Consider the following 24225-nt stretch of genomic DNA (forward strand, 5'->3'; position numbering starts at 1 on the left):
ACAGCCATGTCGCGCACGAATGAATCTGGACAGCCATCAAGGGCCGGTCAAGCGCCTTGTTGGGCAATCGAACGCTTTGATCGCCCGGTGATGCGCGTCCTTGGTCTTGGCGACAGGTGGTGTTATGCGCGTCTGACAATGGCTGCCCGACCGGATACTCTCGACACGGACCTTCCGTCCGCCCCGCGTCCGGGCACTTATGCGCGTGGCACGGAAACGGTGGACGCAATCATCAAAGCGGCCTTGCGTGTCCTGATCGATGAAGGGGCAGGTGCCTTCACCATCCGCCGCATCGCCGCCGAGTGCGGGATGAAGGTCGGCAATGTCAGCTATCACTTCCCCAAGAAGGAACTGCTGATCCAGACGCTGCTGGACGATATCATCGGCAATTACGACAAGCTGCTCGAGCGCACGGTGCGCCAGCCGGGCCTCGATGCCGAGGAGCGGCTGCGTCTGATCGTGGTGATGTGCCTTGACGATATCGCGGGCAAGCGAACCACGCGGCTGTTCACCGAGCTGTGGGCGCTGGCCAACCACAACGAGTTTGTCGCCGATCGTGTGCGGCTGTTCTATCAGCGCGTCCACGATTTCATCGCCGAATACACCGCCGAACTGAACCCGGCGCTGAGCGCGCAGGAAGTGCGCGACGTTGCGCTCTACATCAGCGCTTCGATGGAGGGGGCGACTCCGTTCCTTGGCTACGAGAAGCCCTGGGCTTCGCGAATGGGCGCGTTTACCGCGATTGCTACCCATGCGCTTGTTTCGCTTGCCAAGACGGTGACGTCGGCAGAGATTGCTGGTCTGGCCGACCGCAAATAGCCGTTCTCTTCGCAGGCGCAAAAAAGGCGTTGACCGAATCTGGACAGTCGTCAAGTCTCTTGCCGTCGGTTAGGCAAAGGGGGCCGGAATGACGCTTGGACGCAAGTTGGCGCGGGTTCTGATCGGAACGGCGATGGCAGGTTCGCTCGCCACCATGAACGCCGCGGTGGCATCGGCCGAAGCCGTCGTGCCCGAGGCCGAAGAGCCGGGCGTGATGACGATGGAGCCGCCCAAGCCGACATGGTTCTTCGTGCGCGGTGGCTGGGGCTCTGCCGGGACGAGCATCTTCGATGCAGGCACCGGCAAGATGGTCGGCATGATCGCCACCAGCCGGGACTCGGACCTTGGCATCGATCCGGCGGGCAAGTTCTATTACGTGGCCGAAACGATGTGGTCCAAGGTCAACCGGGGCACGCGGCAGGACCTCGTCTCGGTCTATGACAGCAAGACGTTGAAGCTTCTGGGCGAGATCCCGACGCCGGGACGCCTGATCGTTGGCGGGTTCTCCACCAACTTCGTGCTGACCGACGACGGGAAGACTGCCTACGACTACAACTTCGACCCGGCCTCTTCGGTCAACATCATCGATCTGGCGAAGCGCAAATTCGTGCGGGCGATCGAGCTTCCGGGCTGTGCAGGAATGATCCCCAATCCGGGTGTCGGCTTTTCATCGCTCTGTGCCGACGGGACGATTGCCACGGTGGCGATCAAGGGGGCGACGCAGGATATCACCCGCACCGAACCCTTTTTCGATGCAGCGGCGGACCCGATCTGGTCGAACACCGTGTACGACCGCAAGAAGAAGCAGGTCGTGATGCTCAGCTACACCGGCATGGTCCGCACCGCGACGGTCGGGGCCAAGGTGGAAGTGGGGGCGCCGTTTTCCATTCAGGAAGCAGGAGGGATGAGGGCGGCGGATGTGAAGCCGCTGGACATCGCGTGGTATCCCGGCGGTATGCAGCCGATGGCGCTGCACCGGCCCACAGGCGTACTTTGGGTGCTCATGCACAAGGGCGAATACTGGAGCCACAAGGAAGGTGCCGAGGAAATCTGGGGCATTGATCTTGCAGCAAAAAAGGTGGTCAAGCGCTACCCGGTCGAGGATGAGCCCAGCAACATCCAGATCACGCAGGATGATGCGGCGATGATCATGGTCAACGGCGGCGGCAAGGATGCCGTGATCATCGATTCCAAGACCGGCGAGGTGAAGCACAAGATCGAGAATGGCGGAAGCGGCCTGATCACGGTCGTGGAGCCGATGTGATCATCGAGATGGCCCCGACTCTCGGCTTAAATCTCGGCGCAGCGCTGGGGATAGCCGGGTATGCAGCCGCGTTCGGTGTCGGGGCAGTGTTCCTCACGGCCGGAATCGCCAAGCTGCGCAATCGGCGGGTGTTCCCGGGTGTTGTCGCGAACTACCGCCTGCTGCCGCCAGCGCTGGTGGGGACGGTCGCCAGTCTGCTCCCGCCCGCAGAGGTGGCAATCGGACTTTTCCTGATCGCCGGGATCAGCCTCGCGGCAATTCCGGCTGCCGCTTTGTTGCTGCTGTTCGCAGCGGCGATGGCCGTCAATATTCGTCGTGGGCGTTCGCATATAGACTGCGGATGCGGTCGCTCCGAGTTGCGCCAGACATTGAGTGCAACGCTCGTAATCCGCAACTTCGTGCTGGCGGCGCTGTTGTTGCCTGCGTTGGGGCAACTGCCAGCGCCGGGGTCTGCGGGCTGGCTGATCGGACTTGCAAGCGGTGCTGCGCTCTATCTCATGACCCTGCTGGTCAATGCCCTTGCGGCATTGGCGAAGGGCCCGCTTGCCATGGAAAGGAATATGCGATGATGACGGCGCTGATCGTGGCCCAGGTGCTTTCCTGGGTGGTCATTCTCGCACTGGTCGTGACGCTGCTGGCGCTGGCACGCCAGGTTGGTGTGCTGCACATGCGGGTTGCACCGGCAGGCGCGCTGCAGACGAGCGGTGGTCCGGCGGTGGGCGGCAAGGCTCCGGCAGTTCCGGCCCATACGCTTGACGGCAAGGACGTGATTGTGGGCGGTCCTTCCAAGACCGTGCCGCTGCGCTTGCTGATGTTCGTCTCGGCGACGTGTCCGCTGTGCAAGGGCCTGATCCCGGCAGCGCGATCCTTCGCCAAGGATGAGCGCGTGGAACTGACCTTCGTCGGCGACGACGACGTGCAGGTCCAGCGCGGGCTGATCGCGGTGCAGGGGCTGGAAGGCTACCGCTTCATCAATGGGCCGGAAGTGGGGCAGGCGTTCGAAGTGGGCAAGCTGCCTTATGCGGTGCTGCTCGACGCCGAGGGTACCATCCTGTCAAAGGGACTGGTGAACAGCCGCGAGCATCTCGAGAGCCTGGTGGTGGCGCATGAGATGGGGATCGCCACGGTTCAGGACTACATCGGCAAGTTGAAGAAGGTCGAGGCGGCCTGATCGGTCGCGACGGGAAAGCGTTAGAAGGGGGCATTCGATGAAGCGTTTCAATCCCGATGCGATGGGCGAGAAGCTGTTGCGCCGCCTTGCCGGTGGCACCTCGCGCCGCGGCATCCTGTCGCGCCTTGGCCTTGCGCTGGTGGCGGCGCCGGTATTCCCGTTGCTGCCGGTGAGCCGTGCCGAAGCGGCAAAGCCGGATCGCTCGCCCGAGGCCAAGACCGCGTTTGCCCGCACTGCCCAGACCAAGGACGATACCAAGTGCAACTACTGGCGCTATTGCGCCATCGACGGTGCGCTGTGCACCTGCTGCGGCGGCGGCATTCATACCTGCCCGGCAGGGGCTGAGCCTTCGCCGGTCTCCTGGGTGGGATCGTGCATCAATCCCGATGACGGCAAGGCCTACATGATCGCCTATCGCGATTGCTGCGGAAAGCCTGCCTGCGGCCAGTGCGGCTGCGACAATACCGATCGCGAGACGCAGCTCTATTTGCCGCAGCTCAACAACAACGTCATCTGGTGCTTCGGCACGAGCAGCATGGAGTATCATTGCTCGACCGCGATGATGATCGGCGCGGCCTGACGGAGGCGGCGGTGCGCTCGCTGGCTCTGGCAGGACTCGTTACGGCGCTGGCCATTGTGGCGCCTGGGCTTGCGGCCAAGGGCGATCCGCGTGCTGAAACCGTGGCGCATGGGCTGGCCGCTATTGGCGATCAGGAATTGGCGAAGGCAGACTATGTAGAGCACTGTGCCGGTTGCCATGGCGTGCAGGGGCTGTCAGCGCCCGCCAGGTTGCCGGAATTGCGCGGACGGGTGGGCTACATGATGTGCACGCCTGCAACGCGCGCCTATCTGCTGCGCCTGCCCAACATCGCAAAGAGCCGGATATCCGACAATCAGCAGCTGGCCGACATGCTCAACTTCATGGTGTTTGGCCTTGGTGGGGAAAGCGTGTTGCCGGGGACGCAGCCATTCACAGCCAGGGAAGTGGGGTACGAGCGGCAGTTCGCGCTGACGTCGGCCTCGCTGGTGAGCGAGCGCAAGCGCCATGTGGCCACCGCGATTGCAAAGTGCGGCGCGCCGGCTTCGTTCAAGGACTTCTACCGCAATCCCTGATCAGCGTGGGGCGAGGCCCGCTACCAGGAAATCGACGAGCGTCTTCGCGATCTCCCGCGGCGATTGCGGGCCATCCGCCCGATGCCAGCGGGCGGGGCCGTTGAGCGCGCTCGCTAGAGTTAGCGCAGCGAGCTTCGGATCGCACGGCGCGACCGAGCCGTCCGCTATCGCCTGTTCCACGAGTTCGCGCAGAACCCCATCGATGCGGCGCTTGAGCAGCCGGATCGTTTCGCGCGCGTCGGGTGACAGAGCTTCGTTTGCGGTCAGGATGTTGCACCGGCCGAAGTCTTCCATGTTCACTTCGGCATAACCCTGCAGAAAGGCACGGAGGCGATCGATGCCGCGACCGTGGACTTCGCGGGCATCGTCCGATGCGGCAAGCAACTGGTTCATGCCGATGGTCAGGCATTCGACCAGCACCTGCTCCTTGTTGCCAAGGTAATGGTAGATGGTCGGCTTCGAGATTCCGAGGCTGGCGGCCACGTCGTCAAGCGAGGTCTGGTGGTAGCCGCGCGCGTTGAACATCCGCACGGCTGCGCTGAGCACGGCCATGCGCTTGGCCTCGCGTTCCTCGGTGCGTTCGGCGGGGGTCTTGAAGGGCGATCGTTCGGCCAAATGCGGATACCTGCGTGATGTGCCAGTTGGAAAGCCGGACGTGCCGGGTCTTTGATCCGGGCAGGGTAGGGCAATCTTGCGATTGACACCATACCCATTCGGACAATACTTACTCATAAGTAGATATTGTTCTCACTGGTTTCCGAAAGGTGGTTTGCCAGTGACCGGAAGGATGATTTTGTCATGGAAATCAATGGTCTTGCCGCAATCGTTACGGGTGGCGCTTCGGGTCTGGGCGGAGCTACCGCTGCGCGACTCGCCGAGCTTGGCGCCAAGGTCGCCATCTTCGATCTTAACGAGCAGTTGGGGCAGGCCCATGCAGCAGCCATCGGTGGTACGTTGTTCAAGGTCGACGTGACCGACGAGGACGCGGTCGACAACGCCATCCTTGAAGCCGAGGCGATGAACGGCAAGGCGCGCATTCTGGTGAACTGCGCCGGGATCGGCCCGCCGGCCAAGGTCATCGGCCGCGATGGCAAGGCGATCCCGCTCAAGGATTTCAGCAAGATCATCCAGATCAACCTGATCGGCACCTTCAACGTGCTCTCCAAGTTCGCTGCCCGCATTTTCGATGCCGAGCAGGTAGGCGAAGAGCGTGGCGTGATCATCAACACCGCCAGCGTGGCGGCGTTCGAAGGACAGATCGGGCAGGCGGCCTATTCGGCATCCAAGGGCGGGGTCGTCGGCATGGCTCTGCCGATCGCCCGTGAGTTTGCCCGCTACGGGATCCGCGTGAACACCATCGCGCCCGGTCTGTTCCTGACGCCACTGCTGCAGTCGCTGCCGCAGGACGCGCAGGACTCGCTCGGGGCGCAGGTGCCGTTCCCCAGCCGCCTCGGCAAGCCCGAGGAATACGCGCGCATGGTCGAGAGCATTGTCGTCAACCCGATGCTCAATGCCGAAGTGATCCGCCTCGACGGCGCGATCCGCATGGCCCCGCGCTGACACGTTTACCAACCGATCCCGCGATACAGGAGACACATAATGGCAAATGGCATCGGCATGGACGCCGCATTGGAGATCGCGGATCGGGTTGAGCGGTTCGTCCGCGAGGTCGTTGTTCCCTATGAGAGCGACCCGCGCCGCGACGATCACGGCGCGCCGACGGATGAACTGGTGCAGGAACTGCGTGGCCTGGCGCGCGAGGCAGGCGTGCTGACGCCGCATATCCTGTCCGATGGCCGTCATCTCAACCAGCGCGAGACGGCAGTCGTGCTTATCCGCTCGGGGCTTTCGCCGCTGGGGATGCTGGCCTGCAACACGCAGGCGCCGGACGAGGGCAACATGTACCTTCTCGGCAAAGTCGGCAGCCCGGAACTGAAGGAGCGCTTCCTCAAGCAACTCGTCTCAGGGGAATCGCGCTCGGCGTTCTTCATGACCGAGCCGGCGAGCGAAGGCGGCGCGGGCTCCGACCCGTCGATGATGCAGACTACCTGCCGCCGCGATGGCAATCACTGGGTGATCAACGGGCGCAAGGCCTTCATCACCGGGGCCAAGGGCGCGAAGGTCGGCATCATCATGGCCAAGGACGAGGAGGGCGGCGCATGCATGTTCCTAGTCGACCTGCCAGACCCTGCTATCGAGATCGTACGCGTGCCCAATACCATCGATAACTCGATGCCTGGCGGCCACGCGGTGATCGACATCAAGGACTTGCGCGTCTCGGCAGACCAGATGCTTGGCGAGCCGGGCGAGGGCTTCAAGTACGCGCAGGTGCGCCTCAGCCCCGCGCGCTTGTCGCACTGCATGCGCTGGCTGGGTGGCTGCATCCGTGCGCAGGAGATCGCGTCCGACTATGCCAACCGCCGCATGGCGTTCGGCAAGCAGTTGATCGACCATGAAGGCGTGGGCTTCATGCTCGCCGAGAACATGATCGACCTGAAGCAGGCCGAACTGATGATCGACTGGTGCGCGGGCGTCCTCGATACAGGCTCGCTCGGCACCGTTGAAAGCTCGATGGCCAAGGTTGCCGTTTCCGAAGCGCTGATGCGCGTGGCGGACAAGTGCGTGCAGGTCATGGGCGGATCAGGTGTCACCACAGACACCATCGTGGAGCAGATGTTCCGCGAAGTGCGCGCTTTCCGCATCTATGACGGCCCCACCGAGGTCCATAAGTGGAGCCTTGCCAAGAAGATCCGCCGCGACTGGCGTCACGCCCAGGCCGGGAGCGCGCAGTAATGTCGGCCGCGACGCAGGAAGCCAACGCCGGGACGACTCCGGTCCGCGAGGGGTACAGCTTCGACGAAGCTGCGCTCTACCGCTGGATGGAGGCGAACGTCGAGGGTTTTGCAGGTCCGCTGGCGGTAGAGCAGTTCAAGGGCGGGCAATCCAACCCGACCTACAAACTGCTTACCCCCGGGCGGAACTATGTCCTGCGTCGCAAGCCACCCGGGCCGGTGCTGAAAGGTGCCCATGCGGTGGAGCGCGAGGCGAAAGTCCTTTCGGCGCTCGGCTCGGTCGGCTTTCCGGTTGCGCACGTCTATGGGCTGTGCACCGACGAGAGCGTGATCGGCAGCTGGTTCTACGTGATGGAAATGGTCGAGGGTCGCATCTTCTGGGAGGCGACCTTCCCGGATGTGCCTGCTGCAGAACGCCCAGCCTACTTCGACGCAATGAACGCGACGATTGCGCAGTTGCATTCGATCGATCACGAAGCCGTCGGCCTTGGCGACTATGGCAAGCCCGGTAACTATTTCGCGCGTCAGGTCGGGCGCTGGTCGAAGCAGTATCTCGAGGACGAACTGGCCGGGCGCGATCCGAACATGGATGCGCTGGTGGAATGGCTGCCGACGGCGATCCCCGAGGGGGACGAGACCAGCGTGGTCCATGGTGACTTCCGTTGCGACAACATGATCTTTCACCCGACTGAGCCGCGCGTGATCGCCGTGCTTGATTGGGAGCTTTCAACACTCGGCCATCCGCTGGCCGACTTTGCCTATCACGCGATGATGTACCACATGCCGCCGCATATCGTGGCGGGGCTGGTCGGGGCTGATCTGCAGGCGCTGAACATCCCGAGCGAGGCGGAGTATGTTGCCGCCTATTGCCGCCGCACCGGGCGCGAGACGATTCCGTCCTGGGATTTCTACATGGCGTTCAACTTCTTCCGGTTGGCCGCGATCTTTCACGGAATCAAGGGGCGCTATCTGCGCGGGACCGCTGCTTCGGCACACGCGAAGGATCGCGCGGAGGCATTTCCGGTACTGGCGAGGCTGGCGCGCGAAGCGATGGAGCGCTGCATCTGACGATCGCGCGCGAAGGATTGGTTCGATCTGAAGGTTAACACACGTCAATCGGGGCGGTGGTCGGCTTGCTTCTTCCAAGTCTGATTGGGGCAAGTCGCTCACCCGGTCCGGACCCGCGCCGCCTGACGAATCGATTGCCGTATTCGGAGGTCTCGAAGGGTGCTGAAGTGGCGCAGGACCTCGTTTTGCAACCTCTGGCCATTGCGGAGTCAGTTTGTGATACAGATCACATCCCTGCAGGATTTTTGAAACGCTCGAAAGAGCATCTGCTAACGTACAGTTTGGTAAGTAATTATCCGCAGACCCACACAACCTGCCAGGCAGGTTCGTCTGCAGCTTGCTCATAAGCGGTGTAATCTTCCCTTTGAACACGCACTTTCTGCGTTACCTACGCCCACGGATGTCGGAACGGTGCACAACGCCCGCTCCCAGAATAAGGCGTCGCCAAATGCCGGTTGCAGCAAAGCCACTCGCAGAAGTGTTCGAGACCCTTTCCGATGCGCTTGTCGATCTTGACCAGCACGGCGAGGCCATGGCGGCGCTGCATCTGGCGATGGCTGTCGATTGCCTGAAGCAGTGCATTGTCGAGCCGACTTCAGACGAGAGCAAGGACGTAGGCCGCGCCCCGAAACTGCGACTGGTGGTTTCATCTTCCTGATTGGCGACGACCCGTAGCTGGCGTTGCACGACTCGTCGGGAGTTTCGTGCGTTCTGGCGCAGCCGAATTGTCTATCAATTGAATAGACTTTAGGTCGCGATTGTCCGGCGGGCGATGCGTCGTCCGTCCGCGCCTCCCATTTCGAGCCTGATAGGAAAGCTTGGAGGCGGAACAGACGAAGTTTAATGTCTAGTGAATTGGTTGAGTATAGAGAGCGTTCAACGGCGACGCGAATCGCCGGAAATTGCGCAGGGGGCAGTGCGAAAATGGAAGCATCATCGACTGGCTCCCGGCGCGGCAACAGGATCGAACCGGCGATGACCGAACCCACCAATACAGCTGCGAGGACTGGGGCCGGCACCACGGGTGAGGCAGAACGCCTACTCGAGGAAAGCCTGGCCAGCGTGCGAGAAGCCCTCACCGGGCTGCGCTATGGCTCCATCCAACTGACCGTCCATGAAGGACGTGTCGTCCAGATCGACGTGACCGAGAAGCGACGGCTCAAGCCGAACTGATCGATCCACGCACCAGGTTTCAAGAACAGAACAACCGCAACCGCTGACCGGACCACCGGAAGCATCGTTCGGGAACACATGAGGTCCTACGATGAATTTCCGCGTCCTTCTCGCGGGTGGCGTTGCGCCGCTCGCTCTTCTCTCGCATGCCGCCCTGGCGGCCGAGCCTGCTCCGGTTGCCGACGAACAGAACGCGGCCGCCCCTGCTGACGTGACGGCTGTCCCGGCTGAAGCCGAAGGATCGCCCGGCGACATCGTGGTGACAGCGCGTCGCCGTACGGAGAACGTCCAGACTGTTCCGATTGCGGTTTCAGTGGTCGACGCCGGCCGCCTTGAAGCGCAAGGCACGTTCAACATCGCGCGCCTGACCCAGATCCAGCCGACGCTGCAGTTCTATTCGCAGAACCCGCGCAACACCTTCATCAATATTCGCGGCATCGGTGCGCCGTTCGGGCTGACCAACGACGGGTTCGAGCAGGGTGTCGGCATCTATATCGACGACGTCTATTACAACCGCATCGCATCGGCGACGCTAGACTTTGTCGACGTCCAGCAGATCGAAACACTCCGCGGGCCCCAAGGGACGCTCTACGGCAAGAACACGACGGCCGGCGCGATCAATATCACAACCACTCCGCCGAGCTTCGACTTCGGCGGCAAGGCCGAAGTGACGCTGGGCAACCTCAACTTCAAGCAGGGCAAGGCGACCATTACGGGCCCGATCTCGGACACGCTGGCTGCGCGCATCAGCGCTTCGACCACCAGCCGCCGCGGCACGATCTTCAATGTCTCGACCAACACCTACATCCAGTCGATCGACAACATCGGCGTGCGTGGCGCGCTGCTGTGGAAGCCCAGGTCCGATCTTAGCGTGACGCTGTCCGGTGACTGGAATCTGCAGGATCCGATCTGCTGTGCCCTGCCGTACTACAGCTATGGCAAAACCCAGCGTGCCGCCAATCGCCAGCTGCCCGCGTTGCTGACCTATTTCCCCGGTTACCCGCGCGCCGATTACCCGCTGCCGAACGTCGATCCTTTTGATCGTCTGACCGATGTTGATGCGCAGCTGACAGCCCGCAACGAGCACGGCGGCCTTTCGGCCAAGGCTGTGTGGGATATTGATGAAGGCAACACGATCACCTCGATCACGGCGTGGCGTTATTGGGACTGGGGCCCGGCGAACGACCGCGACTATGTCGGCCTGCCCGTCTACACCAAGGTCAACAACCCGACGAAGCAGAACCAGTACACGCAGGAGTTCCGCTGGAACCACAAGGGTTCAGGCTATGACTTCGTGATCGGCCTGTTCGGCTTCCACCAGTCGATCCGCACCAGCGGTATTCAGCAGACAGGGACGGCTGCGAGCAAGTGGCTGCTCAACCCGACCAATGCCCTTTCGAACAACCCCAACGTTGCCAACAACCTCGTTGCGATCAACGATATCAGGCTCGACAACACCAGTCTGGCTCTGTTCGGCAAGTTGAACTGGGATGTGACCGATCAGTTGGTTATCTCGCCTGGTATTCGCGTGAACTACGACAAGAAGAAGGGGCTTTACGATTCGGTCGTGACCGGGAACGCCTCGGACGGCACGCGTCAGGTCGTCTCTCCAGTTCCGGGCTCGCCTTACTACACCGATGCATGGATCGCGCAGCTGCGCGGCATTCAGGCCTCGCAGTTCTTTGAGCCGACGTTCAGCGCCTGGAACCTGTCGTACGACGTGAACGTGCGTTACAAGATCACGCCGGACATCAACGTCTATGCGACTTACGCCCGCTCGTTCAAGACGGGTGGCATCAACCTCAATGGCGTTCCCGCTGATGCGAATGGCGTGCCCATCGCTTCGGCCTTTACGATCAAGCCGGAGAAGGTCGATCACTTCGAAGCGGGCTTCAAGACGCAGTTCTGGGATCGCAAGGCGACTTTCAACGTCACCGGGTTCTGGACCGAGATCAAGGACTTCCAGGCCAGCGTCAGCAACGGCCAGCTGGGCACCGTCCGCGGCTATCTTGCCAATGCCGAAAAGGTCCGCTCGCGCGGCGTCGAGGCTGATCTCTCGCTTCGTCCCAGCGACCGGTTCAGCACTTATGCGAACGTAGCATATACAGACGCCACCTTCGATAAGTTCTGCGACGCGCCGCCGCCGCCTGAGCTTTCCGGTGGTCCCAGCACCGGAATCGTCGTGACCGGCAAGTGCACCTACACCGGCACGATCGGTGCGGCAGGTACTCCGGGTGCGGTGAGCCCGCCCTTCGTCGACATCTCGGGTTCGCCATTGCCGGGCGTATCCAAGTGGGCTGCGGCCTGGGGCGCCGAGTTCAACCTTCCGACGCCGATTTTCGGCGAGGAGGGCCAGGCCTACTTCGGCTATGATGCCAGCTATCGTTCGAGCTGGTCATCCAATCCGTCGCCCTCGATCTACACTAACGTTGCGGGTTATTCGCTGCACAACTTCCGCGCCGGCATCCGTACCGATCGCTTCGACATCTTTGGCTGGGTGCGTAACGCGTTCAACCAGAACTACGTCGAACTTCTGTTGGCTGGCACAGGTGGCAACACCGGCCTGATCGCGGGACAGATCGGCGATCCGCGCACTTTTGGCGGGACGATCAAAGCCACGTTCTGAACGAACTCTCCCACCCCGCAGCGCATGCGGAACTCAAAGGCCGGTGGAGCGATCCACCGGCCTCTTTCTTTGTCAGTTGTTGCCGCCGATGAAATCGCCCAGGCCGCCGAGGATAGAGCCTTCGCCCCGGTTCTGTCCTCCGCGCGATCCGGCCGCTGCGAGCATCCGGCCGGCAAGGCGCGAGAAGGGCAGGGACTGGATCCATACCTTGCCCGGACCGCGCAGACGGGCAAAGAACAGGCCTTCGCCGCCGAACAGCACCGATTTCACGCCGCCTGCGGTGACGAGATCGAAGTCGATGCCGGGCGTGTATGCGGCAAGGCAGCCGGTATCGACATGGAGTTCCTCGCCGGGGCGCAGTTCCTTTTCGACGAGCGTGCCGCCCATCTGCACGAAGACCCAGCCATCGCCATCGAGCTTCTGCATGATGAAACCTTCGCCGCCGAACAGGCCGGTCATCACCCGGCGCTGGAATGCGATGCCGATGGACACGCCGCGTGCGGCAGCGAGGAAGCTGTCCTTCTGGCAGATCAGGGTGCCGCCGACGTCGGACAGCTTGATCGGCAGGATCGCGCCGGGCGTGGGAGAGGCGAATGCTACGCGCGCCTTGCCCGAGCCATTGTGGGTGAACACCGTGGTGAACAGGCTCTCGCCGGTGACGAGGCGCTTGCCCGCGCCCAGCAACTTGCCCATGAAGCCACCCTGCTGGTCGCCCGAGCCATCGCCGAACACGGTGGTCATGCCGACCGATCCGTCCTTCCAAACGAGGGCACCGGCTTCGGCCACGGCGCTTTCACCGGGGTCCAGTTCGATCTCGAGGAACTGCAGTTCCTGGCCCTTGATCTCGAAATCGATGTCGTCGGCAATGGAAGCGCTTCGGTGATGGGCCCATGGACTATTGGTCATTCAAGTCTCCCGAAAAGAAGCAATAGCGCAGATGTAGCAATCCACCGCGCCGATGCGAGAGGGCATATCATGTCTTCGTCGGCGCTGTTATGACGCTCGTCGGATCGAGGGGAAAACAAGTATGACGACACTGCGTCCGGTACGGTATTCGGGAATTGCCATTGCGCTGCACTGGGCCATTGCCCTGCTGCTGTTGTTCCAGATCGGACTTGGTTGGGCGCTTGAGGACTTGCCAAAGGGCGCGGTGCAGTTCGCGGGCTATCAGTTCCACAAGTCGATCGGCATCACGATCCTGCTGCTGAGTCTCGCGCGACTGGCAGTTCGCCTCGTCCGTCCACGCCCGGCTCCAGTGCAGGACGGCAAGGCGCAGATGCTGCTGGCTTCGGCAGTACATGTGTTGCTTTACGCTGTAATGATCGTCGGTCCCCTGACTGGATGGATCATCGTCTCGACCGCGAAGGTGCGACTGCAGACGATGTTGTTCGGCAAGGTTCCATGGCCTGACCTTCCGGTCGGGCAGGGCTTGCATGAACCTGCGGAGGTTCTGCACGGTGCGCTGGGAACGGTCGGGATCATACTGATCGGGCTGCACGTCGCAGGCGCGCTCTACCATCATTTCAAACGCGAGGACGTGATCGGGCGGATGCTGCCGACAGCCGTGCGTTCGCATGGCTCGATCGGCATTGCTGCTTTCGTGGCGATTGCGCTGGGCACTGGCGCGCTGATCTGCGGCCTTTTCCTTTCCTTCCCGGCAACCAAGGCCACCCCCGCGCCAGTGGAAACCGCTTCGGCAGACGCGATGGAGGCGATGCCATCCGAAGTGGCGTCAGACATCGCGGCGGAACCGTCCGCTTTGGCCTCTGACGCAGCGGCAACTTCGGCAAAGGCGACGCCGTGGAAGCTGGAAAAGGGTAGTCGTCTCGGTTTTACGGCGGAATATAGTGGAGAAACGATCAAGGGGTCATTCTCCCGGTGGGATGCCACCATCCTGTTCGATCCCGAGGATCTGCAAGGCTCGTCGATCCGCGCCTCAATCGATCTTGCCTCGGTGGACAGCGGCGACAGCCAGCGCGATGACATGCTGCGCAGTGAAAGCTTCTTTGGCGTCGGTGCGCATCCCACCGCCCAGTTCGTTTCATCCAGCATCCGCGCTGCGGGTGAGGGGCGCTACGTGGCCAGTGGAACGCTTTCGCTCCATGGACAGCGCAAGCCTGTGGCTCTGCGCTTCAGTCTGAAAATTGACGGCAATCGCGCGACGGCTTCGGGGAACGCAACGCTCCAGCGCCTTTCGTTTGGCGTTGGTGAAGCGGAATGGTCAGCCACCGATCAGCTTAAGGATGCCGTGGGTGTCGATTTCAATCTGAAGGCGGTGAGGAAGGCACCGTGATCGCGCCGCTGTGGCGCAGGCCTGCGAAGAAGAACTCCGAGTAGGCCCGTGCCCAAGTCTCCGTCGCTAGCGGATCGACGGTCTGGGCCGAAGTCTCCAACCGTGCATGGCCGAGCAAGCCTTCAAGCCAGAATCTCGCCGCGAGTTCGGGATCGGCGATCTCGATGTCCTGTGCCTTGGCGGCCTGCCCTAGTTCGTCGGTGATGTTGGTCAGGGCATCGACATACATCGCCTGACGATAATTCATTTCGCCGTTGCCGAATTCCTGGTCGCACCAGTCGACCAGTCTCTCCATCATGCGGCCTTCGGGCGAATGCAGCACATGCATCACGGCGGCCGCGCGAATGCAGAAGGACTCGATCAGGGGCAGGCCTTCACCGAGCTTCATGATCTGAAGCCGGCGTTCGACTGTTTTCTGTGCGAGCAGGGCTTCAAGAAACTCGCGCTTGCCTGCGAAGCGGGTGTAGATGGTGGCCTTGCCGATATGGGCATGGCGGGCGACGCGGTCGAATGTGAAGGCTTCAAAGCCATGTTCGCGCAGTACTTCCCATCCGGCCTCAAGAATGCGGGCTGGAAGGCGTTGCGCTTCTTCTATCGAAGGACGGCCCCTGCGGCCGACACCTTTGCACGTGGACGACTGATCGCTTTTGTCAGCGTCCTTTGAGGGCAGCTCAGTGGACGGTGGGCTGCTCCGCTCCTGCGACGTGTGCTGAACTGTCATGCGGACGATCCCGTTCGCACAGGCGTTCTGCCAGCGCTTCGGCAATCCGGTTGTGAACCGGGCAGGACATCTCCAGTCCTTCGCGATAGGCCTGCCAGAAGCGGAGGCCCGCATCGGTAATCCAGCGCATCTTTCCCACTTTCTCGCCTTTGCGGCGTATCGTGGGAGCAGAGTGCCCTAGCTGTTTGGATAGTCAATATACTATAAATTGGGCGATTTCGTTTCATTTAGCCTGTCCAGACGCACTTTGGTCGGTAGTCCAGCCAAGCCCAAGTGCCTTTTCCACCGAGATAAACTGGGTCGTAAGCTCTGCTCTGGCCGATGCAGAGGCCATGGCGAGTTGAAGCGCCTGGCGTTCGGTATCGAGCTTGTCTGGCCGTCCGATAGTCCCCGCGGCAAGCCTTTGCGTCTGCAAATCGACGTTCTTGTGCGCGCGCGCCTCGGCATCGAGCACCTTCCCCAACGCGATTCGCTGCGCACCAAAGCGTGCCAGTGCACCTTCTGCGTCCTGAAGGGCTGACAGGACCGTGCGGCGGTAGTTGGCCTCATTTTCGGCATATACGCCTTTGGCCGCTTCGACCTGACGTTCGGCACGTCCGCCGTCGAACAGGCTCCACTTTATCTGCGGAAGCGCAATGCCGATGATGTTGCCCGGATCGAACACGTCGCCGATGTTCTGCCCGCCAAGGCCAAGCAGGCCAAGGAACGAGATCTTCGGAAACTTGTCGGCGATGCGTGCCCCGATATCGGCATTTGCTGCGGCCAGTTGGCGCTCGGCCATGCGAACGTCGGGACGGCTGCGCAACAGCAGCGCCGGGTCCCCAACGGCAACCACAGCTGGAGGCAAAGGGACCGCAGCGGGCGTTCCGAGCAGGGCGTCAAGCGCACCCGGCTCCTTGCCGGTCAGCACTGCGATCTGGTCCATGAGCACGGCGATCTCGGCGCGTGACTTCGCGGCGTCGGCTTCGCTGGCGAATGCCTGCGCTTCGGCTGCGTTTACTGGCTGCTGCGGAATGGTGCCAGCAGCGAAACGCTGCTTTGCCAGCGCGACCAGCTCGCGATCAATTTCCACCTGCCTGTCCTGCAGTCCGAGCATGGCCTGTCGCGCCCGCAATCCGACATAGGCGCGGGCGATCTCTGCCGAGAGCGTGACGCGTGCGTCTGCCGCGCCAGCTTTGGCAGCCTCGGCTCGCGCAGTGGCCGCTTCGACCTTGCGCCGGGTGCCGCCGAACAGGTCGATCTCCCACGACGCGTCGAAACCAAGGTTGTAGGCGTTGATCTCGTCACGTCCGCCACCGTTGCCGACCAGATTGCCCGGCACGTTGATGTAGGGCGCGGCGAACGAAGTGCTCACGGTCGGCAGCACGGCTGTGCGGCTGGCAGCGAGCGAGGCGCGCGATTGGGCCACGCGGGCGTTTGCGGCAGCGATGCCGGGAGAGTCCGAAAGCGCTGTCTCGACCAACTGGTTGAGCACTGGATCGCCAAGGCTCTCCCACCAGCGGCCCGTCGGTGCAGTCGCCTGCACCTTGTCGCCGGCACGCACGAATGCGCCGCGTGTTTCCGCCTGTGGGGCGGCCTGCGGCGCACCCTTGTAGTCAGGGCCCACCGTGGCGCAGCCAGCAAGTAGCGCGGCCAGTACCGTGATGCCGGCCATGGGACGGAGTGAAGAGGTGCCAGTCATCAGTGTGCGGCCTTTGCGTGGTAGCCCTTGGGAAGCGGGCGCAAGAGAAAGACAAGCGGAGCCACCAGCAGGATGCCGACAGTCAGCGCCATGAAATCATCGTTGAAGGCCATGACGAGCGCGTCGCGCAGGACCATGCCATCGAGCGAACGCAATGCCGCCGCCATGCCATCGGGGCCGCCGCCATATGTCATGGCTTGTTGGCTCACCCAGTCCTGGATGTTCAGATCATTGGCTTCGAGCGCACTGTGCAGGGACCAGCGGTGGAACTCCCAGCGCTCGTCCTGAAGCGTGGCGAGCATGGCAAGGCCGATGGAGCCGCCGAGATTGCGCCCGGCATTGAACAATCCGGCGGCATCGCCGGCATCATGGACGGGGACCGAACTGATTGCCGCCTGATTCAGGAACAGCATGCAGAATACGGTGCCTAGTCCGCGCAGGAGTTGCGTGACAACGAAGTCGCCCCCGCGCGATTGCGCCGTCAGGTTGACATCGAGATAGCAGGACAGAGCGAGAAGAACGACGCCGGTGCCGACGATCAGGCGTAGGTCGACCCGGGCGACGAGGATCGGAAACATGGGCATCATCAGCATGGCCGGGATGCCTGAAATGAAGACGATCTTGCCCGCCTGCATCGCGTTGTAGTCTGCAATTGCGGCAAGGAATTGCGGGATGACGTATGCGGTGCCGAACATCACCGCGCCCAGCACCAGCGCCAGCGTGAACACGGCGGCAAAGGCCCGGTTGCGCAGAAGGGCAAGCTTGATCACTGGACGCTTTGCCGTGAACTGACCGACGGCGATAAGCACAAAGCCGAGCAGGGTCACGGCCGAGAGCTTCCAGATCAGCGCGGATTCGAACCACTGTTCGCGGTGACCTTCTTCAAGCACCACGGTTATCCCGCCGAGGCCAAGAACCAGTCCGATGACTCCGAGCCAGTCGGCATTCACCAGTTCGCCTAGTTGCATCTTGCTCTTGGGCAGGCCGACGAGCAGCAGCGTGATGAGGATCGCGCTGATCGGCACGTTGACGAAAAAGGCATAGTGCCAGCTGAAATTCTCGGTCAGCCATCCCCCGACGAGCGGGCCCATCACCGGCCCCATGATCACGGTCAAGCCGAACAGGGCAGTGCCGATAGGCTGCTGGTTTGGTGGAAGGCGCGTCGCGATGATGGTCAGCGCAGTCGGGATCATCGCGCCTGCCGTGAACCCTTGGCCGACGCGGCCGAAGATCATCATGGTCAGCGATGTGGACAGTCCGCACATGACCGAAAAGCCCGTGAACAGGATAGCCGCGATCAGCAGGAAACGGCGCAGGCCGAACACGCGTTCGAGCCAACCTGTGAGCGGGATGATGATGATTTCGGCGACGAGATAGGCGGTGGCAATCCACGTGCCCTCGCTCGAGGATGCGCCGATCTCTCCCTGGATCGTGGGCAGCGATGCGTTGACGATCGAGATGTCGAGCGTTGCCATGAGCGAGCCGATCGCGCCCGCTGCAACGCCGAGCCAGGCACCTACATCTGCCTTGTCCGAAGGCCGCGCAGGCGCGCTTGGCAAATCTTCATCCATGGTCGCCACTGTGCTCACTTGGCCTGTGCCCGTTCCTGCTCGTCGCGGATCGCGTCTATTGCGGACTTGGCCGAGCGCGTGTCCACTTCCACCGACAAAGAAAGGCCGGGGACCAGAACCTTGCGCGATTCAGGACCGGCGTTGATGCGGATGCGTACGGGCACGCGCTGCACGATTTTGGTGAAGTTGCCGGTCGCGTTCTGCGGCGGGATCAACGAGAAGTTCGCGCCGGTGCCCGGAGTGATGCTCTCGACCGTGCCATGGAATTCGACATCGGGCAGGGCGTCGACGTGGACGGTAACCGGCTGCCCGGGACGCATCAGGCCGATCTGCGTTTCCTTGAAGTTCGCTTCGACATAGATCGCTTGCGTCGGCACGATCGTCATCAGGCGCTGGCCGGGCTGGACGAATTGACCAAGGCGGACGGTGGAGTTGCCCACCTTGCCGCCGATGGGCGCAATGATACGGGTCGTCGCAAGGTCGGTGCTGGCCGCTTCGCGCTGGGCCTGCGCGGCCTTGATCTGGGCGGTGGACTGTCCTGCTTGTGCGCGAGCACTGGTAACGCGGTCATTGGCAGCGGCCAGCGCGGCCTGCTTGGCGGCCACGTCAGCTGCAGCTTTGTCGCGGTTGGCAACAAGCTGGTCGAAGGCCTGCCGCGGCTCTGCGCCGCTGGCCACCAGCGGTCGCATGCGGGCGACTTCGCCGTTGAGGTAGGCAAGATCGCGCTGCGATGCCTGCAGTGCTGCGCGGGCCTGACCGGTGGCCGACTGCGCTTCCTGAATGGCTGCCAGCGCTGCCGCTTCGGTTGCCCGGGCGACATCGACTTGCGCGGTACTCTGGGCGAGGCGGGTGCTGTAATCGGTCGGGTCGATCTGGACGAGCAGGGTTCCCTGCTCGACTGACTGGTTGTCGGCCACGGAAACGCGCCGCACGTAGCCTCCGAGCTTGGAACTGATCGTGACGCCGTCCGCTTTTACGTATGCGTCTTCAGTCTCCTGCATATAGCGGCCCACCGTCTCGTAATCGTAGAGCGTCCACGCGCCATAAAGAGCGCCAGCGGCCAGTACGCCAACCGCGATCCGGCCAATCGTCTTGCGACGGCCTTCGGTTGCATCTGTCGTCGGAGCGGGCGTGGAGTCGGTCGAGGCAGCCATCTGAGGTCCATTCGGAAGAATTGAACGAAATCGTTCCGTTGCGGATTGCCACTTGGTTTAGAGCGGGGAGAAATTCAAGTGCTGAAATTGCGAGGCATCGTGCAAAATCTGCATGTTGTCGGCGCAACGTGCGGAAAACGGCCATGTTCCGGCAATCGATCATCGCCTGCCCATTAGGTCAGGCCGCCGATTTCCTCTATGAATGGACCATCAATGTCGGGCTATTGATCGAGGCAGTAAATCAAACAGGGCGAATTTGCTCATTGGAAAAAGGGCTGCCCATGCACTACCTCGCCAATCACACCACGGTTCACCCATCCACAACGAGAAGGATTTGAGTCTATGTCGATCGTCGGAACCAAGCTGAAGCCGTTCCAGGCAACCGCTTTCCACCAGGGCAAGTTCGTCGATGTCAGCGACGCCGACGTCGTCGGCAAGTGGGGCGTGTTCTTCTTCTACCCGGCCGACTTCACCTTCGTCTGCCCGACCGAGCTCGAAGACCTCGCCGACATCTATGGCGAGCTGCAGGGCCTCGGCGTCGAAGTGTACTCGGTATCGACCGACACCCACTTCAGCCACAAGGCATGGCACGAAACCTCGCCGGCCGTTGGCAAGATCAACTACTACATGCTGGGCGACCAGAACCACACGATCTCGAACAACTTCGGCATTCTGCGCGAAGGCGTCGGACTTGCTGACCGTGGTACCTTCGTGACCGATCCGGACGGCACCATTCAGCTGGTCGAAATCACCCCCGAGGGCGTGGGTCGCAACGCTGCGGAACTGCTGCGCAAGATCAAGGCTGCCAAGTACTGGCGCGAAAACCCCGGCCAGGTCTGCCCGGCCAAGTGGGAAGAAGGCGCGGCCACGCTGGCTCCGTCGATCGACCTCGTCGGCAAGATCTGATCCAATCCGGCAGGACGTTCACCGCGTGGGGTTGAACGTCCTGCCAAGAACCGCCGGACGGGCCGTGCCGCTTACGGGCGGCCCGCCGGTTCCACGCCCTCGATCATGCAACTGAGATGATCCCCCGTGCGCCGACCTTTCGGTGACGCGCGGGCCCTGTTGTCCAAAGGAAGTGACCATGCCCGTTCTCGACGCCGCCACCACCGCCCAGCTCAAGGCCTACCTCGGCAACCTGCGCCGGCCGATCGAGCTGATTGCAACCCTCGACGACAGCCCCAAGTCTGCAGAGATGCGCAGCCTTGTCGAGGAGGTTGCCGCGCAGTCCGACAAGGTCACCACGCGCTTCGACGGCACCGACGAGCGCGCGCCGAGCTTTGCTATTCGCGCGGACGAGGGAAGGGCGGAGGCGGTCTTCGCAGGGCTTCCGATGGGCCACGAGTTCACCTCGCTGATTCTCGCGCTGCTGCATGTCGGAGGACACCCGCCCAAGGAAGACGCTGAACTGCTTGAGCAGGTGCGCGGTCTCGAAGGCCCGTTGCACTTCGAGACGTTCTTCTCGCTGACCTGCCAGAACTGCCCCGACGTGGTCCAGGCGCTCAACATCATGGCAGCGCTGAACCCGAACGTGACGCACGTCGCCATTGACGGCGCGCTGTTCAAGGATGAGGTGGAGCGGCGCCAGATCATGGCCGTGCCTACCGTGTTCCTCAACGGCCAGCCTTTCGGTTCGGGCCGCATGGACCTCGCGCAGATCGTCGCCAAGCTCGATACCAATGCTTCGGCACGCGCTGCCGAGAAGATTGCTGCGAAGGAGCCGTTCGACGTGCTCGTCGTCGGCGGTGGGCCCGCTGGCGCTGCTGCTGCGATCTATGCGGCGCGCAAGGGCATCCGCACCGGCGTTGTGTCCGAGCGCTTTGGTGGACAGGTGCTCGACACCATGGGCATCGAAAACTTTATCTCGGTCCAGCACACCGAAGGCCCCAAGTTGGCCGCGCAGCTGGAAAACCACGTCAAGGAATACGAAGTCGACGTGATGAACCTGCAGAAGGCGACCACGCTGCTCCCCGGTAGTGACGGCAACCTGCACGAGATCACGCTCGAGAACGGCGCGAGCCTGAAGGCAAAGACGCTGATCCTTTCCACCGGTGCCCGCTGGCGGCAGATGGGTGTGCCCGGCGAGGACGAATATCGCAACAAGGGCGTCGCCTACTGCCCGCACTGCGATGGCCCGCTGTTCAAGGGCAAGCGCACGGCTGTGATTGGCGGCGGCAACTCGGGCGTCGAGGCAGCTATCGACCTTGCCGGGATCGTCGCCCACGTCACGCTGATCGAGTTCGACAATCAGCTTCGTGCCGACGCCGTGCTGCAGACCAAGCTGCGTTCGCTGCCCAACGTTACGATCGTGACGTCGGCGCTCACCACCGAAGTGCTCGGGGATGGCGCGAAGGTTACGGGGCTGGTCTACAAGGATCGCGAAAGCGACGAACTGCACACGGTCGAGCTCGAAGGCATCTTCGTGCAGATCGGCCTTGTCCCGAATACCGAGTGGATCAAGGGTGCCATCGATCTAAGCCCGCTCGGCGAGATCGAGGTCGACGCGCGCGGCGCGACCAGCGTTCCGGGGATCTTTGCGGCGGGCGATGCCACCACGGTGCCCTACAAGCAGATCATCATCGCCATGGGCGAAGGTTCCAAAGCTGCGCTTTCTGCCTTCGACTACCTCATCCGACAGGGATAAGTTTCACAACCAAAACCTTAGGGTTACCCTCATTTTAAGCCCGACGGGTCGCAAAGGCGGCGGCGCAAGACAATTGCGTCGCCGCTCTTGCTTTGAACATTGCGTTCAGTGGGAAGCTCGCTTAGGCATCGCTATGTCTTGCGCTGTCAAAATATGTCGGGAGAGAGAAATGGCGTTTCCAAGGCTCACGCGGAGAATCGCATCCGGTCTGCTGGCAACGGTCGCGGCGCTGGTCGGGCTGAACGGGCCGGCCGTTGCCGATACGCCCCATCGCGATCTGAACCACAATGGTCGGCTCGATCCTTACGAGAACCCGGTGCTCGCCACGTCAAAGAGGGTCGACGACCTTCTCGGGCAGATGACGATCGAGGAAAAGATTGCGCTGATGCTGCACGGCACGCTCGCGGCCGAGAACGGGGCGCGGATCGGTGTGGGCACAGCCTATGACAAGCCTGCCGCTCAGGCGTTGCTGGCCCGCGGTGTCAACAGCTTCATCACCCGCCTGTCGCCTGACCCCAAGGCTTTTGCCGAAGAGAACAACACGATCCAGAAGATGGCTGAGGCCACGCGCCTCGGCATTCCCGCCACGATCAGTACGGACCCGCGCAACCACTTCCAAACCACTGTCGGCGTCAGCTCGGCCAGCGGAGGCTTCTCGCAGTGGCCCGAGACGCTCGGCATGGCGGCAATCGGGGACGAGAAGCTGGTCGAGCGCTTCGGCAGGCTGGTGGCAGCAGAGTATCGCGCGGTCGGCATCCACATAGCACTGAGTCCTCAGGCTGACCTCTACACCGAGCCGCGCTGGCCGCGTGGCGTGGCGACGTTCGGTGCTGATGCCGCAATGGTTTCGCGCCTTGCCGGTGCCTATGTGCGTGGGTTCCAGGGGAGTCCGAGCGGGCTGGTGCGCTCAGGCGTCGCCACCGTCGTCAAGCACTGGGTTGGTTACGGAGCCCAGCCCGAAGGCTTCGACGGGCATAACTACTATGGCCGCATCGCCAAGCTCGATAACGCAAGCTTCGCGCAGCACGTCGCCGCGTTTGACGGGGCGCTGGCTGCCAAGTCGGCTGGTGTCATGCCGACCTATGTCATTGCCGAGGGCGTCACTATCAATGGCAAATCGCTGCCGCAGGTGGGTGCCGGCTTCAGCAAACCGCTGATCGATGGTCTCCTGCGCAAGACCCGCAAGTTCGGCGGAATCGTTATTTCTGACTGGGCGATCACCAATACCTGCCTTGAGCAGTGCATGCGGCCAACCGCCGAAAAGCCGCAAGGCTATAACATCGCGATGCCATGGGGCGTCGAGAACCTTTCGGAAATCGATCGCTATACTCTCGGGGCAAACGCTGGCATCGACCAGTTCGGGGGTGTCGACGATCCCGCCCCGCTGATTGCCGCATACAAGGCCGGGAAGCTGTCGCGCGCCCGCATCGATCAGGCTGCGCGCCGCGTGCTCGCGCTGAAATTTGAGCTTGGCCTGTTCGACAATCCTTATGTCGATGTCGCACGGGCTGCGCAGGTGATCGGCGATCCGGCAACCCAGGACGAGGCTGACAAAGCCCAGCGCGCGGCTCAGGTCCTGCTGGAGAACAAGCACAACCTTCTGCCTCTTTCGCAGGGGCAGAAAGTCTGGCTCTCGGGCGTCTCGGCTGATGTTGCGCGGGCGAGGGGGCTGACGGTGGTCGACAATCTCGATCAGGCAGACGTCGCACTGGTCCGCGTAGCCACGCCGTTCGAGGATCTGCATCCAAACCACTTCTTCGGCTCGCGCCAGCACGAAGGCCGTCTCGACTTCCGCGCGGATGACGAGCGTACGAAGACCGTGGCGATGGCGGCTGCCAAGGTGCCGACCATCGTCGCTGTCGATCTTGATCGTCCGGCGGTGCTTACCCTGCTCAAGGACAAGGCGAGCGCGCTTTACGGTCTCTTCGGTGCCAGCGACGCCGTGCTGGTCGATCTCGTCTCCGGCAAGGCAAAGTCGCGCGGACGCTTGCCGTTCGAACTGCCGTCGTCGGCCAAGGCGGTGGAAGACCAGCACCCCGGTCGACCCGATGATAGCGCCGCGCCGCTCTACAAGCGTGGTGACGGCATCGTTCTGCCCTGAATTCCGATCAAGGCCGGGGAAATCGCTATGCCCC

At 62.4% G+C, this 24225-nt stretch carries 24 protein-coding genes and 1 pseudogene; 17 read left to right on the forward strand and 8 right to left on the reverse strand.

Going from position 1 to position 24225, the window contains the following annotated elements:
- Positions 1 to 138 precede the first annotated feature (138 nt).
- From ACZ1JW_RS14270 to ACZ1JW_RS14295, 6 genes are all read left to right on the forward strand, one after another.
- Positions 139 to 819, forward strand: coding sequence for a TetR/AcrR family transcriptional regulator (locus ACZ1JW_RS14270; protein WP_465141054.1), 681 nt, complete (start codon positions 139 to 141; stop codon positions 817 to 819).
- Between the two features lie 88 nt (positions 820 to 907).
- The gene (locus tag ACZ1JW_RS14275) at positions 908 to 2083 is read left to right on the forward strand and encodes an amine dehydrogenase large subunit (RefSeq protein ID WP_465141055.1); all 1176 of its coding nucleotides are present in this window, start codon (positions 908 to 910) and stop codon (positions 2081 to 2083) included.
- Positions 2084 to 2091: 8 nt separating this feature from the next.
- Positions 2092 to 2652, forward strand: a complete 561-nt coding sequence (locus tag ACZ1JW_RS14280) for a MauE/DoxX family redox-associated membrane protein (RefSeq protein ID WP_465141056.1) — start codon at positions 2092 to 2094, stop codon at positions 2650 to 2652.
- Positions 2649 to 3254, forward strand: a complete 606-nt coding sequence (locus ACZ1JW_RS14285; protein WP_465141057.1) for a thioredoxin domain-containing protein — start codon at positions 2649 to 2651, stop codon at positions 3252 to 3254. The genes ACZ1JW_RS14280 and ACZ1JW_RS14285 overlap by 4 nt, the downstream gene beginning before the upstream one ends.
- Before the next feature lie 37 nt (positions 3255 to 3291).
- Complete coding sequence (locus tag ACZ1JW_RS14290) at positions 3292 to 3834, forward strand: methylamine dehydrogenase light chain (RefSeq protein WP_465141058.1); 543 nt, start codon at positions 3292 to 3294, stop codon at positions 3832 to 3834.
- Positions 3801 to 4367, forward strand: coding sequence for a c-type cytochrome (locus ACZ1JW_RS14295; protein ID WP_465141059.1), 567 nt, complete (start codon positions 3801 to 3803; stop codon positions 4365 to 4367). Before ACZ1JW_RS14290 ends, ACZ1JW_RS14295 begins: the two co-directional genes overlap by 34 nt.
- Here the strand turns inward: ACZ1JW_RS14295 and ACZ1JW_RS14300 are convergent, their stop codons facing one another.
- The gene (locus ACZ1JW_RS14300; protein ID WP_465126129.1) at positions 4368 to 4982 is read right to left on the reverse strand and encodes a TetR/AcrR family transcriptional regulator; all 615 of its coding nucleotides are present in this window, start codon (positions 4980 to 4982) and stop codon (positions 4368 to 4370) included.
- Between the two features lie 183 nt (positions 4983 to 5165).
- Between ACZ1JW_RS14300 and ACZ1JW_RS14305 the strand changes: the two genes are divergently transcribed.
- The 6 genes from ACZ1JW_RS14305 to ACZ1JW_RS14330 all read left to right on the forward strand — a co-directional run bounded on the left by ACZ1JW_RS14305 (position 5166) and on the right by ACZ1JW_RS14330 (position 12026).
- Positions 5166 to 5927: an SDR family NAD(P)-dependent oxidoreductase gene (locus tag ACZ1JW_RS14305; protein ID WP_465141060.1), complete on the forward strand. Its 762-nt coding sequence runs from the start codon at positions 5166 to 5168 to the stop codon at positions 5925 to 5927.
- 39 nt (positions 5928 to 5966) lie between these two features.
- Positions 5967 to 7160, forward strand: a complete 1194-nt coding sequence (locus ACZ1JW_RS14310; protein WP_465141061.1) for an acyl-CoA dehydrogenase family protein — start codon at positions 5967 to 5969, stop codon at positions 7158 to 7160.
- A complete protein-coding gene (locus ACZ1JW_RS14315) occupies positions 7160 to 8227 on the forward strand; it encodes a phosphotransferase (RefSeq protein WP_465126126.1) in 1068 nt (355 codons plus the stop codon). Before ACZ1JW_RS14310 ends, ACZ1JW_RS14315 begins: the two co-directional genes overlap by 1 nt.
- A 448-nt stretch (positions 8228 to 8675) precedes the next feature.
- A complete protein-coding gene (locus tag ACZ1JW_RS14320; protein ID WP_465126125.1) occupies positions 8676 to 8885 on the forward strand; it encodes a hypothetical protein in 210 nt (69 codons plus the stop codon).
- A 317-nt stretch (positions 8886 to 9202) separates the two neighbouring features.
- Positions 9203 to 9400 (forward strand): YezD family protein, encoded by a 198-nt coding sequence (locus ACZ1JW_RS14325; protein ID WP_465126377.1) that lies wholly within the window; start codon positions 9203 to 9205, stop codon positions 9398 to 9400.
- Positions 9401 to 9491: 91 nt separating this feature from the next.
- Positions 9492 to 12026, forward strand: a complete 2535-nt coding sequence (locus ACZ1JW_RS14330) for a TonB-dependent receptor (protein WP_465141062.1) — start codon at positions 9492 to 9494, stop codon at positions 12024 to 12026.
- Positions 12027 to 12098: 72 nt separating this feature from the next.
- On the opposite strand, the gene ACZ1JW_RS14335 is transcribed toward ACZ1JW_RS14330, so the two are convergent.
- Positions 12099 to 12932 (reverse strand): TIGR00266 family protein, encoded by an 834-nt coding sequence (locus ACZ1JW_RS14335; RefSeq protein WP_465126123.1) that lies wholly within the window; start codon positions 12930 to 12932, stop codon positions 12099 to 12101.
- Positions 12933 to 13053: 121 nt separating this feature from the next.
- Here ACZ1JW_RS14335 and ACZ1JW_RS14340 point away from each other — a divergent pair, with 121 nt between their 5' ends.
- A complete protein-coding gene (locus tag ACZ1JW_RS14340) occupies positions 13054 to 14319 on the forward strand; it encodes a YceI family protein (protein WP_465141063.1) in 1266 nt (421 codons plus the stop codon).
- Here ACZ1JW_RS14340 and ACZ1JW_RS14345 read toward each other — a convergent pair.
- From ACZ1JW_RS14345 to ACZ1JW_RS14370, 6 genes and pseudogenes are all read right to left on the reverse strand, one after another.
- Positions 14288 to 14647: a hypothetical protein gene (locus ACZ1JW_RS14345; protein ID WP_465142826.1), complete on the reverse strand. Its 360-nt coding sequence runs from the start codon at positions 14645 to 14647 to the stop codon at positions 14288 to 14290. The genes ACZ1JW_RS14340 and ACZ1JW_RS14345 overlap by 32 nt on opposite strands.
- Positions 14648 to 14803: 156 nt before the next feature.
- A pseudogene (locus tag ACZ1JW_RS14350) lies at positions 14804 to 15040 on the reverse strand (TetR family transcriptional regulator); the annotation flags it as partial.
- Complete coding sequence (locus ACZ1JW_RS14355) at positions 14991 to 15179, reverse strand: hypothetical protein (RefSeq protein WP_465141064.1); 189 nt, start codon at positions 15177 to 15179, stop codon at positions 14991 to 14993. The gene ACZ1JW_RS14355 and the pseudogene ACZ1JW_RS14350, both read right to left, overlap by 50 nt.
- 84 nt (positions 15180 to 15263) lie before the next feature.
- A complete protein-coding gene (locus tag ACZ1JW_RS14360; RefSeq protein WP_465141065.1) occupies positions 15264 to 16721 on the reverse strand; it encodes an efflux transporter outer membrane subunit in 1458 nt (485 codons plus the stop codon).
- Positions 16721 to 18292 carry a DHA2 family efflux MFS transporter permease subunit gene (locus tag ACZ1JW_RS14365; protein WP_465126119.1) on the reverse strand — a complete coding sequence of 524 codons (1572 nt, stop codon included), beginning with the start codon at positions 18290 to 18292 and terminating at the stop codon, positions 16721 to 16723. The genes ACZ1JW_RS14360 and ACZ1JW_RS14365 overlap by 1 nt, the downstream gene beginning before the upstream one ends.
- Positions 18293 to 18306: 14 nt before the next feature.
- Entirely contained in the window at positions 18307 to 19446 is a 1140-nt protein-coding gene (locus ACZ1JW_RS14370; RefSeq protein WP_465126118.1) for an HlyD family secretion protein, read from the reverse strand.
- Between the two features lie 20 nt (positions 19447 to 19466).
- Between ACZ1JW_RS14370 and ACZ1JW_RS14375 the strand changes: the two genes are divergently transcribed.
- From ACZ1JW_RS14375 to ACZ1JW_RS14390, 4 genes are all read left to right on the forward strand, one after another.
- Positions 19467 to 19784, forward strand: coding sequence for a hypothetical protein (locus ACZ1JW_RS14375; protein ID WP_465126117.1), 318 nt, complete (start codon positions 19467 to 19469; stop codon positions 19782 to 19784).
- Between the two features lie 4 nt (positions 19785 to 19788).
- Complete coding sequence (gene ahpC / locus ACZ1JW_RS14380; protein ID WP_465126116.1) at positions 19789 to 20352, forward strand: alkyl hydroperoxide reductase subunit C; 564 nt, start codon at positions 19789 to 19791, stop codon at positions 20350 to 20352.
- A gap of 178 nt (positions 20353 to 20530) precedes the next feature.
- On the forward strand, positions 20531 to 22090 hold the full coding sequence (ahpF, locus tag ACZ1JW_RS14385; protein WP_465141066.1) for an alkyl hydroperoxide reductase subunit F: 1560 nt from the start codon (positions 20531 to 20533) through the stop codon (positions 22088 to 22090).
- A 169-nt stretch (positions 22091 to 22259) separates the two neighbouring features.
- Complete coding sequence (locus ACZ1JW_RS14390) at positions 22260 to 24191, forward strand: glycoside hydrolase family 3 protein (protein ID WP_465141067.1); 1932 nt, start codon at positions 22260 to 22262, stop codon at positions 24189 to 24191.
- The last annotated feature ends 34 nt before the right edge of the window (positions 24192 to 24225 follow it).

The sequence above is a fragment of the Novosphingobium sp. BL-A-28-Hi1-0D genome (genome assembly GCF_055521755.1).

Coding starts and splice junctions, on each gene's coding strand:
- ACZ1JW_RS14270 (WP_465141054.1), top strand. CDS start 139: ATGGCTGCCCGACCGGATACTCTCGACACGGACCTTCCGTCCGCCCCG.
- ACZ1JW_RS14340 (WP_465141063.1), top strand. CDS start 13,054: ATGACGACACTGCGTCCGGTACGGTATTCGGGAATTGCCATTGCGCTG.
- ACZ1JW_RS14330 (WP_465141062.1), top strand. CDS start 9,492: ATGAATTTCCGCGTCCTTCTCGCGGGTGGCGTTGCGCCGCTCGCTCTT.
- ahpF (WP_465141066.1), top strand. CDS start 20,531: ATGCCCGTTCTCGACGCCGCCACCACCGCCCAGCTCAAGGCCTACCTC.
- ACZ1JW_RS14325 (WP_465126377.1), top strand. CDS start 9,203: ATGACCGAACCCACCAATACAGCTGCGAGGACTGGGGCCGGCACCACG.
- ACZ1JW_RS14390 (WP_465141067.1), top strand. CDS start 22,260: ATGGCGTTTCCAAGGCTCACGCGGAGAATCGCATCCGGTCTGCTGGCA.
- ACZ1JW_RS14275 (WP_465141055.1), top strand. CDS start 908: ATGACGCTTGGACGCAAGTTGGCGCGGGTTCTGATCGGAACGGCGATG.
- ACZ1JW_RS14285 (WP_465141057.1), top strand. CDS start 2,649: ATGATGACGGCGCTGATCGTGGCCCAGGTGCTTTCCTGGGTGGTCATT.
- ACZ1JW_RS14305 (WP_465141060.1), top strand. CDS start 5,166: ATGGAAATCAATGGTCTTGCCGCAATCGTTACGGGTGGCGCTTCGGGT.
- ACZ1JW_RS14310 (WP_465141061.1), top strand. CDS start 5,967: ATGGCAAATGGCATCGGCATGGACGCCGCATTGGAGATCGCGGATCGG.
- ACZ1JW_RS14290 (WP_465141058.1), top strand. CDS start 3,292: ATGAAGCGTTTCAATCCCGATGCGATGGGCGAGAAGCTGTTGCGCCGC.
- ACZ1JW_RS14360 (WP_465141065.1), bottom strand. CDS start 16,721: ATGACTGGCACCTCTTCACTCCGTCCCATGGCCGGCATCACGGTACTG.
- ahpC (WP_465126116.1), top strand. CDS start 19,789: ATGTCGATCGTCGGAACCAAGCTGAAGCCGTTCCAGGCAACCGCTTTC.
- ACZ1JW_RS14335 (WP_465126123.1), bottom strand. CDS start 12,932: ATGACCAATAGTCCATGGGCCCATCACCGAAGCGCTTCCATTGCCGAC.
- ACZ1JW_RS14345 (WP_465142826.1), bottom strand. CDS start 14,647: ATGCATGTGCTGCATTCGCCCGAAGGCCGCATGATGGAGAGACTGGTC.
- ACZ1JW_RS14370 (WP_465126118.1), bottom strand. CDS start 19,446: ATGGCTGCCTCGACCGACTCCACGCCCGCTCCGACGACAGATGCAACC.
- ACZ1JW_RS14315 (WP_465126126.1), top strand. CDS start 7,160: ATGTCGGCCGCGACGCAGGAAGCCAACGCCGGGACGACTCCGGTCCGC.
- ACZ1JW_RS14365 (WP_465126119.1), bottom strand. CDS start 18,292: ATGGATGAAGATTTGCCAAGCGCGCCTGCGCGGCCTTCGGACAAGGCA.
- ACZ1JW_RS14280 (WP_465141056.1), top strand. CDS start 2,092: ATGGCCCCGACTCTCGGCTTAAATCTCGGCGCAGCGCTGGGGATAGCC.
- ACZ1JW_RS14320 (WP_465126125.1), top strand. CDS start 8,676: ATGCCGGTTGCAGCAAAGCCACTCGCAGAAGTGTTCGAGACCCTTTCC.